This is a genomic window from Streptomyces liangshanensis (assembly GCF_011694815.1).
GTDB classification, from domain to species: domain Bacteria; phylum Actinomycetota; class Actinomycetes; order Streptomycetales; family Streptomycetaceae; genus Streptomyces; species Streptomyces liangshanensis.
The window spans coordinates 1,522,391-1,538,797 of the sequence record NZ_CP050177.1; the positions used below are offsets into that span (position 1 = coordinate 1,522,391).

General features: G+C 71.9%; 13 protein-coding genes and 1 pseudogene. 4 read left to right on the forward strand and 10 right to left on the reverse strand.

Translation table 11 applies throughout. The features are described 5' to 3' along the window. On the forward strand, window positions 1-804 hold the full coding sequence (locus HA039_RS06650; RefSeq protein WP_167025177.1) for a sirohydrochlorin chelatase: 804 nt from the start codon (window positions 1-3) through the stop codon (window positions 802-804). A gap of 75 nt (window positions 805-879) precedes the next feature. On the opposite strand, the gene HA039_RS06655 is transcribed toward HA039_RS06650, so the two are convergent. The 8 genes and pseudogenes from HA039_RS06655 to HA039_RS06690 all read right to left on the reverse strand — a co-directional run bounded on the left by HA039_RS06655 (window position 880) and on the right by HA039_RS06690 (window position 8,071). Then, entirely contained in the window at window positions 880-1,518 is a 639-nt protein-coding gene (locus tag HA039_RS06655) for a mycothiol-dependent nitroreductase Rv2466c family protein (protein ID WP_167025180.1), read from the reverse strand. Window positions 1,519-1,591: 73 nt separating this feature from the next. Continuing rightward, complete coding sequence (locus HA039_RS06660; protein ID WP_167025183.1) at window positions 1,592-2,611, reverse strand: ketopantoate reductase family protein; 1,020 nt, start codon at window positions 2,609-2,611, stop codon at window positions 1,592-1,594. A gap of 83 nt (window positions 2,612-2,694) precedes the next feature. Then, a complete protein-coding gene (locus HA039_RS06665) occupies window positions 2,695-3,093 on the reverse strand; it encodes a nuclear transport factor 2 family protein (RefSeq protein ID WP_167025186.1) in 399 nt (132 codons plus the stop codon). Continuing rightward, a complete protein-coding gene (locus HA039_RS06670; RefSeq protein WP_167025189.1) occupies window positions 3,086-3,634 on the reverse strand; it encodes a DUF1697 domain-containing protein in 549 nt (182 codons plus the stop codon). The genes HA039_RS06665 and HA039_RS06670 overlap by 8 nt, the downstream gene beginning before the upstream one ends. Window positions 3,635-3,683: 49 nt before the next feature. Continuing rightward, window positions 3,684-4,962, reverse strand: a pseudogene (mgt, locus tag HA039_RS06675) (macrolide-inactivating glycosyltransferase). A gap of 15 nt (window positions 4,963-4,977) precedes the next feature. Beyond that, the gene (locus HA039_RS06680; protein WP_167025195.1) at window positions 4,978-6,309 is read right to left on the reverse strand and encodes an ABC transporter substrate-binding protein; all 1,332 of its coding nucleotides are present in this window, start codon (window positions 6,307-6,309) and stop codon (window positions 4,978-4,980) included. Beyond that, entirely contained in the window at window positions 6,309-7,148 is an 840-nt protein-coding gene (locus tag HA039_RS06685) for a carbohydrate ABC transporter permease (RefSeq protein ID WP_167025198.1), read from the reverse strand. The genes HA039_RS06680 and HA039_RS06685 overlap by 1 nt, the downstream gene beginning before the upstream one ends. Next, complete coding sequence (locus HA039_RS06690) at window positions 7,145-8,071, reverse strand: carbohydrate ABC transporter permease (RefSeq protein ID WP_167025201.1); 927 nt, start codon at window positions 8,069-8,071, stop codon at window positions 7,145-7,147. Before HA039_RS06690 ends, HA039_RS06685 begins: the two co-directional genes overlap by 4 nt. 164 nt (window positions 8,072-8,235) lie before the next feature. Between HA039_RS06690 and HA039_RS06695 the strand changes: the two genes are divergently transcribed. Continuing rightward, entirely contained in the window at window positions 8,236-9,099 is an 864-nt protein-coding gene (locus HA039_RS06695; RefSeq protein ID WP_167025204.1) for a phosphotransferase enzyme family protein, read from the forward strand. A 7-nt stretch (window positions 9,100-9,106) separates the two neighbouring features. Here the strand turns inward: HA039_RS06695 and HA039_RS06700 are convergent, their stop codons facing one another. Then, the gene (locus tag HA039_RS06700) at window positions 9,107-9,829 is read right to left on the reverse strand and encodes a 3'-5' exonuclease (RefSeq protein WP_167025208.1); all 723 of its coding nucleotides are present in this window, start codon (window positions 9,827-9,829) and stop codon (window positions 9,107-9,109) included. A 518-nt stretch (window positions 9,830-10,347) separates the two neighbouring features. Between HA039_RS06700 and HA039_RS06705 the strand changes: the two genes are divergently transcribed. Further along, on the forward strand, window positions 10,348-10,884 hold the full coding sequence (locus tag HA039_RS06705) for a hypothetical protein (RefSeq protein ID WP_243869229.1): 537 nt from the start codon (window positions 10,348-10,350) through the stop codon (window positions 10,882-10,884). Window positions 10,885-11,034: 150 nt separating this feature from the next. Further along, window positions 11,035-14,304: an RHS repeat-associated core domain-containing protein gene (locus HA039_RS34345; protein WP_279592820.1), complete on the forward strand. Its 3,270-nt coding sequence runs from the start codon at window positions 11,035-11,037 to the stop codon at window positions 14,302-14,304. Between the two features lie 657 nt (window positions 14,305-14,961). Here the strand turns inward: HA039_RS34345 and HA039_RS06720 are convergent. Beyond that, the gene (locus HA039_RS06720) at window positions 14,962-16,194 is read right to left on the reverse strand and encodes an SAV2148 family HEPN domain-containing protein (protein ID WP_167025214.1); all 1,233 of its coding nucleotides are present in this window, start codon (window positions 16,192-16,194) and stop codon (window positions 14,962-14,964) included. Between the last annotated feature and the right edge of the window lie 213 nt (window positions 16,195-16,407).

Here is a 16,407-nt window from a genome sequence, read left to right on the forward strand (position 1 = left end):
GTGCACCCCTCCCACCGTCCCCCGGTGCTGCTCGTCGTCGCGCACGGCAGCCGTGACCCCCGGCACGCGGCGACCGTGCGCGCCCTCGCCCGGCGGGTGCGGGCGCTGCGGCCGGGGCTGCGGGTGGAGACGGGCTTCCTGGACTTCGTCGCGCCGTCCGTACCGGCGGTGTTGGACCGGCTGGCCGGGGAGTGCGCGCCGCACCCGGTGGAGGTCGTCGCCCAACCGCTGCTGCTCACCCGGGCGTTCCACGCCAAAACCGACATCCCGGCCGTCCTGCGGGAGGCGTCGGAGCGCCTGCCGGGGCTGCGGGTCCGGCAGGCCGGGGTGCTCGGTCCCTCCCGGCTGCTCCTGGGCGCGCTGGAGCGGCGGTTGTACGAAGCGGGCCTGGCGCACGCCGACCGGTCGGCCACGGGGGTGGTGCTCGCCTCGGCGGGCTCCTCCGACCCGGAGGCGGCGGCGGTGATCGACGGGATCGCGCGGGAGTGGGAGCGCCGGGCCGGCTGGTTCGCGGTGCGGCCCGCGTTCGCGTCGGCGTCGTCGCCGCGCACCGAGGACGCGGTACGCGCGCTGCGCGCCGAGGGGGCGCGCCGCGTCGCGGTCGCCCCGTACGTCATCGCCCCGGGGCGGCTGCCCGACCGGATCGTGGCGGGGGCCGAGGAGGGGGGCGCCGATGTCCTGGCGGAGGTGCTGGGCGCCGCGCCGGAGCTGGCGAAGCTGCTGCTGGCGCGGTACGACGAGGCCTGCGGGCCGGCGCCGTCGCCCGCGCTCGCCCTGCATACCCTGCACGGCCGGGCGGGCTGAGGGCCGGGCGAGCTGAGGGCCGGGCGAGCTGAGGGCCGGGCGAGCTGAGGGCCGGGCGAGCTGGGGGCCGGGCGCCTACGGCGTGAGGCTGCCCGTGCGGGTCCGCTTCAACTCGAAGAAGTCCGGATACCCGGCCAGCACCCGTACGCTGTCGAAGAGTTGCCCGGCGGCCTCGCCCCGGGGCGCGGAGTTCAGCACCGGCCCGAACCACACGGCTCCGTCGACGTGGATCGTCGGCGTCCCCACGTACGCGTCGGCGGCGGGATCCTTCCCCCGGTCGTGACCGCGCCGCACGGCCTCGTCGTACGACGGGTCGTGGGCGGCCTCCGCGAGTGCGGCCGGCAGCCCCAGCTCCGCGAGGGACTCGGCGATCACGACGTCGAAGTCGGCTTCCTTGCGCCGGTGGATCCGGGTGCCGAACGCGGTGTACAGGTCCCGCAGGACCCCCTCGCCGTGCCGCTCGGCGGCGGCCACCGCGACCCGTACCGGACCGATCGAGCGGTCGACCAGGTCCCGGTACCAGTCGGGGAGTTCGTTGCCGGCGTTGTGCAGGTACAGGCTCATCACGCGGAACCGGAGGTCGACGGGGCGTACCCGCTCGACCTCCAGCATCCAGCGGGAGGTGATCCAGGCGAAGGGGCAGGCGGGGTCGAAGTAGAAGTCGACGGTGGTGGGGGCTTCCCGGTCCGCCGCCGCGGGCGTCTGCGAGGTCATACGAACAGACTAGGGGCCGGTTGGCCCTGCCTCACGGGCCATTTCCGACTCGTTCGGCTGGGCCACTTGCGCCCTACTCCTGCCCGGATTCCCGCGCGGTCGCGTCGATGAGCGCGGTCAGTTCGGCGACGGTCATCGTGCCGGGCGGGCGGTGTTCGCGGGCGAAGGTGTTCGCCACCCGCGCCAGGGTCTCGTTGACCGGGGTGGGGACGCCGTGCAGGCGCCCCAACAGGACGATCTCGCCGTTGAGATGGTCCGCCTCGATCGAGCCCGTGCCCCGGCTGAGGCTCTGCCAGGAGGAGCTTCCGTCCCGCCCGGCGGCGAGGTCCGGATCCTGGCGGAGGTGGTCGCCGCGCACCGCGGCCGCCTCCTCCGCGCTCACCGCGTCGATCCCGGCGGCGGCCAGGGCCGCCTGCCCCTCCTCGTACGCGCGCCGCTGGATCAGCCGTGCCTCGTCGGTGTCGGGCGGACCGGTGAGGGCGCCCAGGGAGTTGGAGAGGTTCGCGAGGAGCTTGGTGTACTTCCAGCGCATCACGTCCGGCGCGAGCGGGGCGAGGAGCGCGCCCTTCTCCAGGCTCGCGGAGATCCGGCGGGCGGTCCCGTCGAGGCCCGAGGGGTAGCGGCCGACGTGCAGCATGCCGGTGTACGGCGTGCAGGGGGCGACGACCTCGCCGGGGTCGACGTGCGACGAGGGCAGCCAGACGCACATCCCGTAGACGTGGCGGAAGCGCCGCAGGGCGAGACGCTCGTTCTCCACCCCGTTCTGCGCGCAGACCAGGGGCAGCAGCTCACCCGCCGTACCGCCGCCCTCGACCGGCCGGCCCGCCCAGGCGTCCAGGGCCGCTACGCTGTCCTGGGTCTTCACCGAGAGGATCAGCACGTCGTCGGGGCGCAGCACGAGGCCCTCGGGTCCGGTGACGACCGGCGGCCGGTGGACGCGGGTGCCGTCAGGGGTGGTGAGCCGCAGGCCGTGGGTACGCAGCGCCTCGTAGTGGGCGCCCCGGGCGACGAGGACCACGTCCTGGCCGCTCTCGGCGAGGCGTCCGCCGATGCTGCCACCGACGGCCCCCGACCCGATGATGATGTGGCGCATGCCGACTCCGTCCGGTGTTGCCGCAGGTCAGACGTACTGACCTGAGAGGTCCCCGCCCTCCGAGGATAGGCGAGGCGCTCCCGTCACCGTGCGGGAGTGTCCGGGGGGTCGTCGGCGTCCGGCTCCTGGCCGAAGACCGTGCCCTGGTGGAAGTAGAGCTTCCAGGCGCCGTCGGTGAGGCGCCAGAGGGAACTGCGGTGGGCGCGGCGGCCGTTGGAGTCGGTGTCGAACGTCAGGTGCACGACGTCCGGGGCGAGCTGGGTGCCGCGCAGGGCGGAGGCGGTGATCGGGCGGACGGGGCTGCGCTCGCGCAGGACGCCGATGAGCGAGTCGTGGTCCCAGGTCCGCCCGGAGGAGCCGAACGCCGTGAAGTCGGGGTGGAGCAGTTCGGCGAGGAGTTCGGGGGACGAGTTCACCGCGGGGTCGAGGAAGCGCAGTTCGGCCTCGACGGCTTCGGTGACGGCGGACGTCAGCTCAGTCATGGGTCAGCTCCACCAGTTTGACGACGGTGTTCCAGTTGCGGCTGGTGGCGGTGACGCCCTTGAACAGGGCCGGTCTGCCGAGGGGAACGGCGAGCTTGGACCGGCCGAGGCCGTCGGGGGCGTACAGGTAGAGCGCCCGGTCGCCGAGCCTGTACTCCTCCGGGAGGTAGCCGGCGGGGTCCACGGACGCGAGGCGTTCGGGGTCCACCGGCGCGGAGAAGAAGGTGACATGGAGCTGCCTGCCCTCCAGGGTGTCCGCGGGGAACGGGCAGGCGTCGACGACGGTACGGAGATACGCGCCGTCGCGCACCACGCAGCCCACGGCGAACCCGAAGCGCTCCTCGATGGCCTGTTCCAGCTCGCGGGCGACGGCGTCCTCGTCGTCGGAGGCGCTGGTGAAGACGGCGTTGCCGCTCTGGAGGTAGGTGACGACGTCGCCGTGGCCCAGCCCCTCGATCAGGGCGCGCAGGTCGGCCATCGGGACGCGCTTGTGGCCGCTCACATTGATTCCGCGCAGGAGAGCCGCGTACGTCGTGGTCATCCGACCACGATAGAGGCGGCCGGGGCGCGCCCGTGGGACAACCTGCCCGTCACACACCCCCGCCGCCGGGCGCGCCCGCAGCCCCGGCCGTCGGCAGCATGTCCTCGATCAGGTCCGCGGCCCGCCGCGTGCCGCCCTCCCGGGCCATCTCCGCCCGGATCTCCGCCAGCCTGCGCGCCACCGCCGGGTCGGAGGCCACGGCGAGCACCGCCTCCCGCAGCGCCTCCGGTGTCGCGTCCGCCGTGTCGAGGCGGCGGGCCACCCCCAGCGAGACGAGCGTGTCGGCGTTCCCGAACTGGTCCACGGCCTGCGGGACCGCGACCATCGGGGTCCCCGTCGCCAGGCCCTCCTGGCTGCCGCCCGCGCCCGCGTGGGTGACGAACGCGTCGGCCTGCCGCAGGACGGACATCTGCGGCACCCAGCGGCGCACCTCGATGTTCGGCGGTACGTCACCCAGCGCGGCCTCGTCCACGAACGCGCCGATCTGGAGGACGACATGCCATCCCGGCAGTCCCCCGAACGCCTCGACGCACGCCCGGTAGAAGTCGGGCCGCTTGGTGAACGCCGAGCCCAGCGACACCAGGAGCACCTTCCCGGCCTTCTCGGGCCGCCGCCACTCCCCCTGGTCGGCGCGGTCCCCCTGGCAGGCGCCGACGAAGGTGAAGACGGACTCGTCCACCCGGTCCGCGAACGGCTGGAGCACCCGGGGGATCAGGACGAGCGAGCGACCGGGCCGGGCGACCAGCCGGTCCCGGTCGGTGTGGTCCATGTGGTGCGCGTCGAGCCACGCCGTGAACCGCGCCAGGTACGCCCGTCCCCGCTCCGTCGACTCCAGCTCGGCGTTCATGGGCGCGGCGACCTCCTCGTACCCGTCCCAGGCGACCATGTTCGGCGAGAGCTGGACGTACGGCACCCCCCAGCGGTGCGCGAGGACCGGCGCGGGATAGGACGTGATGTCGCTCAGGACCAGGTCGGGGCGGTCGTCCTCGAATGCCTCGGCCAGGTGCGGCAGCGCCTGGATCGCGTCGTCGAGGAACGGCTCGACGTGGTCGATCAGTTCGGTGCCCCAGGCGTCGGGGTCGGCGTCGGGCGGGGGCAGGAGCGAGGTGTAGATCACCGGCCGGGCACCGGTCGCGGCGACCTTGTCGGCGAGGGCGGCGGGGATCGCGTAACTGACCCGGTGTCCCCGGGCGACCAGTTCGCGGATCACCTCCAGGCTCGGGTTGACGTGCCCGTGGGCGGCGATGGAGAACATGGCGACATGGGCGGGCTTCGGTGCGGTCATGGACCGGACCCTAGACGAGACGAGACGTCTCGTACAACCTCATTTCCTTTGGGTCCCCTCACCGCTGATAGCGCGCCAGCACCAGGTTCCCGTCCTTCACCAGCCGCTTCTCCAGCTCCTTCCGGCCGATCGCCCCGCTGTAGTACTCCTGGAGCGCCGGCGTCGCCACCTTGTCCTTCCACTCCGGATACCCGCGCACGGACTGCGCGGGGGCCGACCGCAGGTCCCTCGCCAGCGCGGCGCCCGTCGCCCAGCCGTCCTTCGCGGTGTGCAGGGAGGGGTCCGCGAGCGCGCGGGTGCCCGTCGGCAGCATCCAGTCGCCCTTCGCCAGCCGCACCATGTTCGACGGCTGGAGGAGGAAGTCGATGAAGCGCACGGCTTCCTTCTTGTACGGGCTGTCCTCGGCGACCGACAGGGTCTGCGGGCTCACCCCCTGGGCCAGGCCCCCGTCGTCGCCCGCCGGTGCGGGCAGCACCGTCCACTCGAAGCCGTCCGGCGCCTGCTGGATGATCTGCTGGCGGTACGAGAACCCGAGCGGGACCATCGCGTACAGGCCGCCGAACAGCCCCGGCAGTGTGTCGGACCCGCCCATCCCGAGCGTCGCCCCGGACGCGCTCCCGTCGGTGTTCACCTGGGCGCGGACGGTCTCCGGGACCACCGCGTCGCCGTCGGTGAAACGGACCGTCACCTTCCCGTCGGCGCCCCGGTGGAAGAGGCGGCCCCCGGTGGACAGCCCCAGGTTGAGGGTCGCGGACACCGGCTCCTTGAGCGGCCACGCCACGGCGTGCTTCCCCGGGCCCATGAACGCGGTCAGTTCCTTGCCGACCCGCCGGAACTCGGGCCAGCTCCACGGCTTGTCCGGCGTCGGGACACGCACCCCGGACGCGTCGAGGACCTTCTTGTCGGCGATCAGGACCCGGGGCTCCTGGAGGAACGGCACCCCGTACACCCCGCCGCCGTCTCGGTCGCCGTCCCCGCCGCCGTCCCCGCCGCCGAAGGTGGTCGTGTCCCAGCTGCTCCTCGGGATGTCGTCCCGCAGCCGGGCGGGCAGCAGCGGGCGCAGATCGGCGAGGTAGCCGCCGTACGCGAAGTCGGCGAGGTCGTCGGAGGCGTCGTGGATGATGTCCGGCGCCTCACCTCCCTCGAACGAGGTGAGCAGCTGGTCGTGGACGCTGTCCCAACTGCCCTGCACGTACTCGACGCGGATGTCCGGATGAGCGGCGTTCCACTCCGCCACCAGCTCCTTGTTGACCTGGACCGACTCGTCCTGCCAGGCCAGGGACTGGAAGCGCAGGGTGATCCGGCCGTCGTGGGGCTCCCGCCCGCCGGAGCAGCCGGTGAGGAGCAGCGCCAGGACGACCAGGGCGACGGCGGCTCTGCGCAGCGGCATCAGCTCTTCACCGCCCCGGCGAGCATGCCGCCCGTGATGCGCCGCTGGATGACGGCGAAGACGACCAGCGACGGGAGGGTCGCGAGGAACGCGGCGGCGGCGAGCGGCCCGAGGTCGGCGACCCCTTCCGCGCCCAGGAAGTGGGTGAGGACCACCGGGAGCGTCTGTTTCTCCGGGGACTTGAGCAGGACGAGCGCGAAGAAGAACTCGTTCCACGCGGTGATGAACGCGAAGAGCGCGGTGGCGACGATGCCCGGCACCAGCAGGGGCGCGGTGACGGACACGAGGGTACGGAGACGGCCCGCGCCGTCCACGGACGCGGCCTCCTCCAGCTCGGCGGGCACGGCCCTGACGTACCCGACGAGCATCCAGAGGGCGAACGGCAGCGACCACACGACGTACACCATCACCAGCCCGGGCACGGAGTTGATCAGGCGGAGGTTCTTGAGGACCAGGAACAGCGGGATGATCAGGAGGACGAAGGGGAACGCCTGGCTGACGACCACCCACCCCGTCGCCGCCGCCGCGAGTCTGCCGCGGGTGCGGGCCATCACGTACGCCAGGGGGGTCGCGATCACGACGGCGATCACGGCGGTGGAGAGCGCGGCGACCAGGCTGTTGCCGGCCGCCCGGACGAGCGGCTGTTCGTCGAAGGCCTGGCGGAAGTTGCCGAGGGTCGGGTGCTCGGGGATCCAGGTGGGGTGGAGGCTCGCCAGCTCCTGGGCGGGTTTGAACGCCGTCGAGATCAGCCAGAGGAGGGGGAAGGCGAGGAAGACGAGGTAGCACAGGAGCGCGGCGTACTGCCCGGCGCGCACGGGTCCCCGGGTGCGGGTGTTCATCCGTCGTCCCCTTCTCGGAGCCGGCCGACCAGGTGGAACGCGAGGATCACCGAGATCACGGCGACCATGACACAGCCCATGGCGGCGGCGTAGCCGAACTGGCCGTAGCGGAAGGCCTCCTCGTACGCGAAGAGCATCGGCAGCCGGGTGCGGCCGCCGGGCCCGCCGCTGGTGAGCACGTAGACCAGGGCGAACGAGTTGAAGTTCCAAATAAAATTGAGCGCCGTGATGGCCAGGGCCACCGGGCGCAGTGCGGGCCAGGTGACGGTACGGAAGCGGCGCCACGCGCCCGCGCCGTCGAGCGCGGCGGCCTCGTGCAGTTCGTGCGGGGTGTTCTGGAGGCCGGCGAGCAGCGCGACCGTGGTCTGGGGCATGCCGGCCCAGATCCCGACGACGATCACGGCGGGCAGGGCGGTGGCGAGGCCGGTCAGCCAGTCCCGTCCGTCGCCCAGGCCGGTGTCGCGGAGCGTCTCGTTGAGGATGCCCGCGTCGGCGTGGTAGACGAGCCGCCACATGATGCCGACCACCACCTCGGGCATGGCCCAGGGAATGATCGCGAGGGCGCGGGCCAGCCAGCGGAAGCGGAGGTTCTGGTCGAGCAGCAGGGCCAGTCCGAGGGCGAGCGCGAACTGCGGGACGGTGACGCCGACCGCCCACACCAGCCCGATCCGGAACGAGTCCCAGAACAGCGTGTCGTGCAGGAGGTCCTGGAAGTTGAGCGTCCCGATCCACCGGGTGGGTTCGGTGCGGCCGGACTGGGCGTCGGTGAAGGCGAGCGCGATCCCGTACAGGAGCGGTCCCACGCTCAGCACGAGGATCGGGATCAGGGCGGGCAGGACCAGGAACCAGGCTCCGTGGCCGGCGCCGCGCGCGGGTCTCTTCCTGCCGGACCGCGCCGTCGCGGTCGCGGTCGCCGATGTCACGGATTCGACTCCTTCGGGCGGCTCGGGAGTGCGGTGGGGGGTGCTCCGTTGGCCCTCGTCATCGTGCTGACGGGCCTTCCGTTCGTCAAGGTGGCCTGTGCGGATGCGAGACTTGCCGGTCGGGACGGTCGAACGGCGGCCGGAGCGAGGAGACCGGACGATCCATGGACGAGGCACGGGCGCGGGACATCCTGGCCGCGGCGGGGCAACCCCGCGACGCGGAACTGCTGGCCTTCGGCGAGAACGCCGTCTTCGCGGCCGGTGACCTGGTCGTCAAGGTCGGCCGGGACGCCGCCCGTGAGCCCGAACTGCTCCACCGGGCCCGGCGGGAGGTCTCCCTCGCGTCCTGGCTCGCGGAGTGCGGCATTCCGGCGGTACGGGCGGCGGAACCGGAGGCCCGTACCGTCGACGGCCACCCGGTGACCCTCTGGCACCGGCTGCCCGACGCCGTGCGCCCGGCGGGACCCGCCGACCTGGCGTCCCTGCTGCGCGCGGTCCACGCCCTGCCGGAACCGTCGTTCGCCCTCCCCCGCCGCGAGTTGCTCGGCGGGGTCGAGCGATGGCTGCGGCTCGCGGGCGACGCCGTCGACCCGGCCGACGCGGCCTTCCTGCGGGAGCGCAGGGACGGCTTCGCCGATGCGGCGGCCGCCCTCACCCCGCACCTGCCGCCGGGCCCGATCCACGGCGACGCGCTGCCGCGCAACGTCCACGTCGGCCCGGACGGACCGGTCCTGGTCGACCTGGAGACCTTCTCGGCGGACCTGCGGGAGCACGACCTGGTGGTGATGGCCCTGTCCAGGGACCGGTACGGACTGGCCCCCGACGCGTACAACACCTTCACGTCCGCGTACGGCTGGGACGTGCGCGACTGGCCGGGCTGGACCGTGCTGCGCGGCGCCCGCGAGACGGCGAGCTGCGCGTGGGTGGCCCAGCACGCCCCGGCCAACCCGAAGGCCGCGGCGGAGTTCCGCCGCCGGGTCGCCTCGCTGCGGGACGGTGACCCGGAGGTCCGCTGGTACCCGTTCTGACCGCCGCTCAGGCCACGCGCGCGCCGTGCGGGACGAGCGGCCAGGACGGCTCGATGTACGCCGAGGGATTCGACGTACGCCGCAGATAGTCCTGGAGCGAGGCGGACTGCTCGGCCGCCGCGCGGACCTGGAGCTCGTGCAGGTCCGCGAGCGGCACGGATCCTATGGACGGGTGCCTCTCGCCCATGCGGCGCGCCGCGCGGGCCGCCGCGACGGCGTCCGCGCGCGCGTTGTGCGCGTCCGCCAGCTCCACCCCGTAGTGCGCGCAGAGCGCCTGGAGGGTGCGCCGGCCCTTGCGGTACCGGTCCGCGTGCTTGTCCAGCACCAGCGGGTCGACGACCGGCCAGGGGTCCGCGACCGGGCGGGCCGAGAGCGGCTCGATCCCGTGCCGCCGGCACTCCCGGTCCAGCAGCGACAGGTCGTACCGCGCGTTCATCACCACCAGCGGTACGCCCGAGCGGAACACCCGCGCCACCGCCTCCGTGATCTCCCCGACCGCCGGCGCGGCCGGCGAACCGTGCGCGCGGGCCCGGTCCGTGGAGATGCCGTGGATCGCCGACGCCTGCTCGGGGATGGAGATCCCCGGGTCGAGCAGCCACGTCCGCTCCTCGCCGACCCGCCCGTCCGGCTCCAGCCTCACCAGCGCGGCGGTGACGATGCGATCGCTCTCGATGTCCGTGCCCGTGGTCTCCAGGTCGAACGCGACCAGCGCCTCACCGTGCCAAGTCATCGTGATCCCTCCCTAGTCGAGCGGTGGCGCTACCCCCGTGTAGGCGCTTCCCCCGCCGAACCCCCACCCTGCCACCCCCCACTGACAGCGCCCCCGGCCGGGCAGGCCGTACGGAACCGCCGACGAGCGCGACACCGGCCCGTCACCATTGCCGCCGCCGCTCCCAGGACCGAGCAAACCGCTGCGTCTGCCCGCACATGGGAGTGTCATGCGTGTCGTGTACGTCACGCCTTACACCCCGTCCCGCACACCTGCCGTCGCCCCACACACCGGGCTGGGGATCTGATGCAGGGCCGCACGACTCCCGTCGATTCGAAGGAGGATGCACTCCGAATCCGTGAGGTGACCGTACGTCAGAGTGCTCGCGTGGTGTAGCGGTTCCGATGGAATGTGCCGTTCCGGTGGGGCGTGTGGTGAGGATGGGAAGGCGCACCGGTCGGTGCGCCTTCCAAAGCGCGTACACCCCGATACCCGTTCGGGCCATGCGGGTTGCGTGCTTCTTCGAGGGGGTTGTGCACGTGAGACGTGTACAGATGACGCTGGTGGCGACGGTCGCGGGGGCGACAATGTCGTTGCTGGGCACGGGGGTGGCTTCGGCGGGCGTCGGTCCGGGAGCCACACCGCAGCAGCGGACCGCGAACGCCGCGGCGGGTACGGCGGGTACGGAGGCCGGCAATCCGCTCAGTGCCGTGGCAACGGCGGCGGGGGTGTGCGCGGACGCCGCGCAGATCGGCACGACCGAGTACATCTACCGGGACACCGAGACGATCGCCTCGGTCAAGCAGTTCTACTCGCCCAGCTGCGACAAGAACTACGGCTACGTCTGGGCGTGGAAGTCCTTCCTGGACCAGAACGTCAACTTCACCCTGACGGTCGGCGTGTGGGCGTACGAGCGCAGCGCCCTGGTCGGTAAGCGAGTGGTGTTCGACACTCACGCGCAGGAGTTCTGGAGCGCCGCGGCCGACACGGCCGACGAGTGCACCTCGGCCGACGGAACGATCAGCATCCCTGACTACCCGGTGCCGCTCAGCACCCGTACGTCCAAGCGCTGCTGACCGTAGCCCACCTGACGTCTCGTACCACTTCTCCCACCTCACCTCCGGCGAGGGGAACAGGGCGGGGCGGCATCCGTGCAGGGATGCCGCCCCAGCAGGTCCTGCTCCTTCGCCATCTCACGCATCGGAGAGACCTTCGTGAATCCTCGCATGCCCGTGGCGCGCCGCCGCAGACACTGGTGGCCGCTGTCCGTCCTGGCGGTGGCCACCGCGACGGCCACCATGACCGCCGCCCTCCCCGCGAACGCCCAGCCCCTACCGGCCACGCGTCCCGCCGGCGCGCCGGCCCCCGCGGCCGAGCCGGGCCCGTCGCCGCTGGGGGTGACGAAGGCACCGGCGAGCACCCCGCTGGAGACGGCTGACTCCGCCGGGCGGCCGCTGGTGAAGTCCGCCGAGGCCGATCCGGGTTTCCACGCCTTCGGCATCGGCCAGGTCCCTTGGTCGGAGTTCTACTCCGCCCAGCTCTCCGACGGTGTCAGTGCCCAGGTCAACTACGGCAACGGCAACCTGCTCCTGACCGTCGAGGGCTTCGACATCCCCGACTCCGGCCCGGGCCTGTCCTACGGCGACACCTTCAACAGCCTCAACAGCATGGGGTGGAGCGCCACCTCCGGCGCCGACTACGTCGTCACGGAGCCCACCCCCAACGGCGCCTCGGTCGAAGGCCCGTCGCGCACCGTCGCCGTCTTCGCCCGGGACGGCGCGGGTTTCACCCCCGCCAAGGGCTACAAGCAGGATCTGACCGAGGCCTCGGACAAGAAGTCCTTCACTCTCACGACCCGTCGCACCGGGGAGAAGACCACCTTCAGCCGTCCGGGCACCACCGGGCCCGCACGAGTGTCGAAGGTGGAGGACAAGAACGGCAACGCCACCACGATCACCTACTCCGGTGACTTCACCTCCAAGATCACCTCCGCGTCGGGCCGCACGCTGACCTTCGCCAACGACGGCACACACCTCACCGAGGTCACCGACAACACCGGCCGGACGATCGGCTACACCTACTCCGGTGACCTGATCAAGACCTTCACCGACACCGACGGCAGGACCACCACCTTCGACTACGACACCTCCGGCCGCCCGACCAAGGTCACGACGGCGGAGGGGCGGCAGACCAGGTTCACCTGGGACAGCGCCAAGGTCGCCTCGCTTACCCGCGTGGTCGACAACTCGACCGGAGCCGGCAACACCACCGTCTTCAGCTGGGCGCTGGGCCCCGACAACACCAGCAGTGAGGGCTTCGTCCGGATCACCGACCCGCGGGGGAAGAACACGCTCAAGACGGTCGACGGATTCTGGCGGACCAAGGGGACCGAGGACCCGCTCGGGCACGAGCGCTCGAAGTCCTGGGGCCCGGACAACAACATCGCGACGGCCACCGACGCGATGGGCGCCTCCCCCCAGGACGGCAACGTCACCAGTTACACGTACGACTCCGCCTTCAACCCCACCTCGGCGGCCCTCCCGACCGGCGCCTCCGCCACCGCGACCTGGGTGAAGAAGGGCAGCGGCTACTTTCCCGAGACGGCCACCTCCGCCTCGGCGGAGAAGACCGCCAACGGCTACGACACCTCCGGCAACCTGCTGACCTCCGAGGACTCCACCTCCGGCGGCACCGCCGCGAAGTGGACGTACACCTACAACCCCAGGACCGGCACGATGACCTGCGGCGGCCTGCCCGGCCAGCGCTGCACGGCCACCGACCCACGGGAGAAGAAGACCGGCTACACGTACGACTCCGCCGGCAACCTGACCAAGGTCACCCCGCCGTCCCCGCTCGACCCGATCACGTACACCTACGACACCCTGGGCCGTCAGAGGACGACAACCGACGGACGCGGCGTCACCACCACCTACACCTACGACAACCGCGACCGGGTGAAGACCCAGACCGCCGGCAGTGCCACCGTCACGTACACCTACGACGCGGACGGCAACCTCAAGACCCGTACCACCCCGGCCGGAACCTCGACGTTCACCTACGACGAGCAGAACCGCGAGCGCACCCGCACCCTGCCGGGCACCCCGGCCACCTCGATCACCTACGACGCCACCGGCAACCTGGCCACGGCCACCGACTCCGGCGGCACGGTGACGTACGGCTACGACGACGCCAACCAGCTGACCTCCGTCACCGAACCGGGCGGCGCGAGGACGAGCTACAGCTACAACAACAACGGCGAGCGGACCAGGACCACCTTCCCGGGCGGCACCATCCAGACCGTCACCCCGGACAACTCCGGCCGGCCCACGAAGGTCGAGGCCAAGTCGGGTACGACGACCCTGTCCTCGATCTCCTACGACTACGCGAACGCGGGCAAGGACACCGACAAGATCCGCAAGCGCACCGCGGACGGCGCCGCCACCGCCTACACGTACGACACCGCGGGCCGCCTCACCAAGGCCGTGGAGACCAGGAGCGGGGCCACCACCGCCGGTTGGGCCTACTGCTACGACAAGGCCGGCAACCGCACCGGCGGCTCCTCCGGCACCAGCCTTCCCGCCAGTTGCGACGACGCCACCCAGAAGGCGACCTACAACGACGCGGGCGAGCTGACCGCCTTCAACGGCAACACCAACTTCTCCTACGACGGCGCCGGCAACGAGACGAGCGCGGCCGGTCCCACCGGCACCCGCACGGGCGGGACGTGGACCCCCTTCACCCAACTGGGCGCCTACACCCAGGCCGGTGCCACCACCGGCCAGACCTACGCCGGCACCGACAACACCCAGCGCCTGGCCCGCGACACCACCACCTTCACCAACGCGGCCGTCGGCCTGAGCAACCAGAACGCCGCCGGTACCACCACCGGTTTCGTCCGCGAACCCTCGGGCACCCTGGTGTCCATGAGGACCGGGGGGAACAGCCAGTACTACCTCACGGACGTCCAGGGTTCGGTCATCGGCCTCGTCGACGCCACGGGCAAACGCACCGCCACCTACGCCTACGGCCCCTACGGCGAACCCCGCACCACCACCGGCACCGCGCAGCCCTACCGCTACACCAGCACCTACCTCGACCCGTCAGGGCTCTACAAGATGGGCGCCCGCTACTACGACGCCAACCTCGGCCGCTTCACCCAACCCGACCCCTCCGGCAAGGAAAACAACAGCTACCTCTACGCCGGCGGCGACCCCGTTAACCACACAGACCCCACGGGGCTCTCGGCACTCGACTGGCTCGGTCCCATAGGTGACGGAATACAAGCCGTCGACCACCTGCGCCAGGGCGATACACAAGCCCTCTGGGGGGATGTGGCCGGATTCGCCGCCGGTGCGGCGGTGGGACTCGGGTGCGAAGCCGTACTGGGCTTGACCACTCCCGCGACCCTGGGCGCCTCCGCAGTCGGCGGGCAGGCCGTTTGCTACGCCGGGGCGTGGGGCGCAAGCACAGGGGTGTCAAACCTGATCGGTGGTTAGTCAATCTTCGGGTGGGCGGCCGATTCTGCCGCCCACCCTCCACATCGAAAACTACAGGAGGGTGGCTCCACCATGGGTCGTCTCGGACAGTCAGTTGAACAGCAGGCGAAAGTCCGCATGTATTACGTCATGGCCTCCGTCGCTTCTGTCGTTCTTCTCGTATCCGGTGTCGCAATCGGAATCATGGGGAACCCAGCTGGGTGGGTCCTGTGCGTGGTCGCCGTAGCCCTGTGGCTGGGGCTGTCCCTCACGATCAAGTACACGCGGCAGGCACAGCCCTGACAACACCGTGTGGAACCAGCACGGGCACCGACCAGCCCTTCCGCTGCACGAGCGCGCACTTCGACTCCCAGGGCTCCGGGCCGCGTGGCCCGAGACCATGGTGACCACCCGACAACACCTGCGCGGCGGCTTTCACTGCCCCGGGCATGACCGCCCGTCCGGGCACCTGCCTTCTCGCGCTCCAGCCGTTGGAGGTGAGTGGGCAGGCGTCCGGTTCTTCTACGAGGCGAGGGCGTAGGTGACGGTGGTTCCGCCGCGGCCGGCGGCCACGGGGCGGTCAAGCAGTTCGACCCTTCCGGACTCAATTGCCGCAGGCACAACCCTGACAGCCACGCTCTCCGATGAGCGCGCACCCGCCCCAGGTGCACCCGGTGTTCAGGACACCGGGCGGGAGTCCGTCCAGACCGACTCGAACTCCTCGCGGTACGTCTGGAAGAGGCCGTGTTCCTGTTCCTGGCCCGCTCGGACCACCTCGCGGCCGCCGCCTCGCAGGACCAGGACCGGGGCCTCCATGCCGCGGGCCCGGCGCAGGTACGACTGGACCACGGCGAGGCCGTCGGGGCCGTCGCCGTCCACCAGGTACGCGGTGAAGCGCGGGGTCTCGTCGAAGACGTGGATCTCGAAGGCGCCCGGGTCGCGGAGGTTGGAGCGGACCCGCCGCATGTGCAGGATGTTCATCTCCACCGTGCGGCTCAGCTCGCCCTTCTTCAGGCCCAGTTCGCGCTCGCGCCGCTTGACCGCGCTGCTCGCGGGGTTGAGGAAGACGAGCCGTATCCGGCAGCCCGACTCGGCGAGCCGGATCAGGCGGCGCCCGGAGAAGTTCTGCACGAGGAGGTTCAGGCCTATCCCGATCGCGTCGACGCGCCGGGCCCCGCCGAACAGGTCCTCCGCCGGGATCTGGCGCTGGAGCCTGACCCGGTCGGGGTGGACGGAGACGACGTCCGCGTACCGGTCGCCGACCAGGTCCTCCACCGCGTCGACCCGCAGCCGCGCGGTCGACGGGATCCCGGCGCCCCCGCCGAGGATCTCCAGCAGCCGGGCCGAGGCCCGCTCCGCCTGCGCGAGGACCGTCTCGGAGAGCGCGCGGTTGCGCGAGACGACGTTCCGCGCGACCTCCAGCTCGTCCAGCGCCAGTTCCACGTCACGCCGGTCGTCAAAGTAGGGCTCGAAGCAGGGCCAGTGCTGGACCATCAGCTCCCGCAGCTGCGGGAGGGTGAGGAAGCTCAGGACGTTGTCGTCGGCCGGGTCCAGGAGATAGCCCTTGCGCCGCGACACCTCCCGTACGGCCACCGCCCGCTGCACCCACTCCTGCCCGGCGGGGCCGGCGGCGGCGACCACCCACTCCTCGCCGTGCACCGGTTCGTAGATGGGCCTCAGCACGGCGGCCACCACGGACCGCAGCCGCTGCTCGACCAGGTTCAGCCAGATGTAGGCGCGCCCGGCCCGCTGCGCGCGGGTGCGGACCTCGCTCCAGGCCTCCGCGCCCCAGTCCAGCTCCGCCCCGATCTCCATCGGGCGCGCGAGGGAGACCGCCCCGGGCGGGATGTCGCCGGAATCCCCCTCGTGACCCACGTCACCGGGGGGTAGCTCCAGGCCTCCCGAGCTCACCCGCGCACCGCCTTCATCTCCCTTTCAACGATCAAGGAAGGGTACTCCGCCGACGGGAGCCGGTGCAGCCCGATGGAGAGGCCGGTTTGCCAACTCCCGTGATCAGGAAGGCCGTTCCCGGTGGCGAGATCGGACGGAGTGAGGTGATTCATAGGGATTGCGCCCGATGCGCGCCCTCCCCGGCCCGGCTCCCCGGGGCCTCCCGCGCCCCGG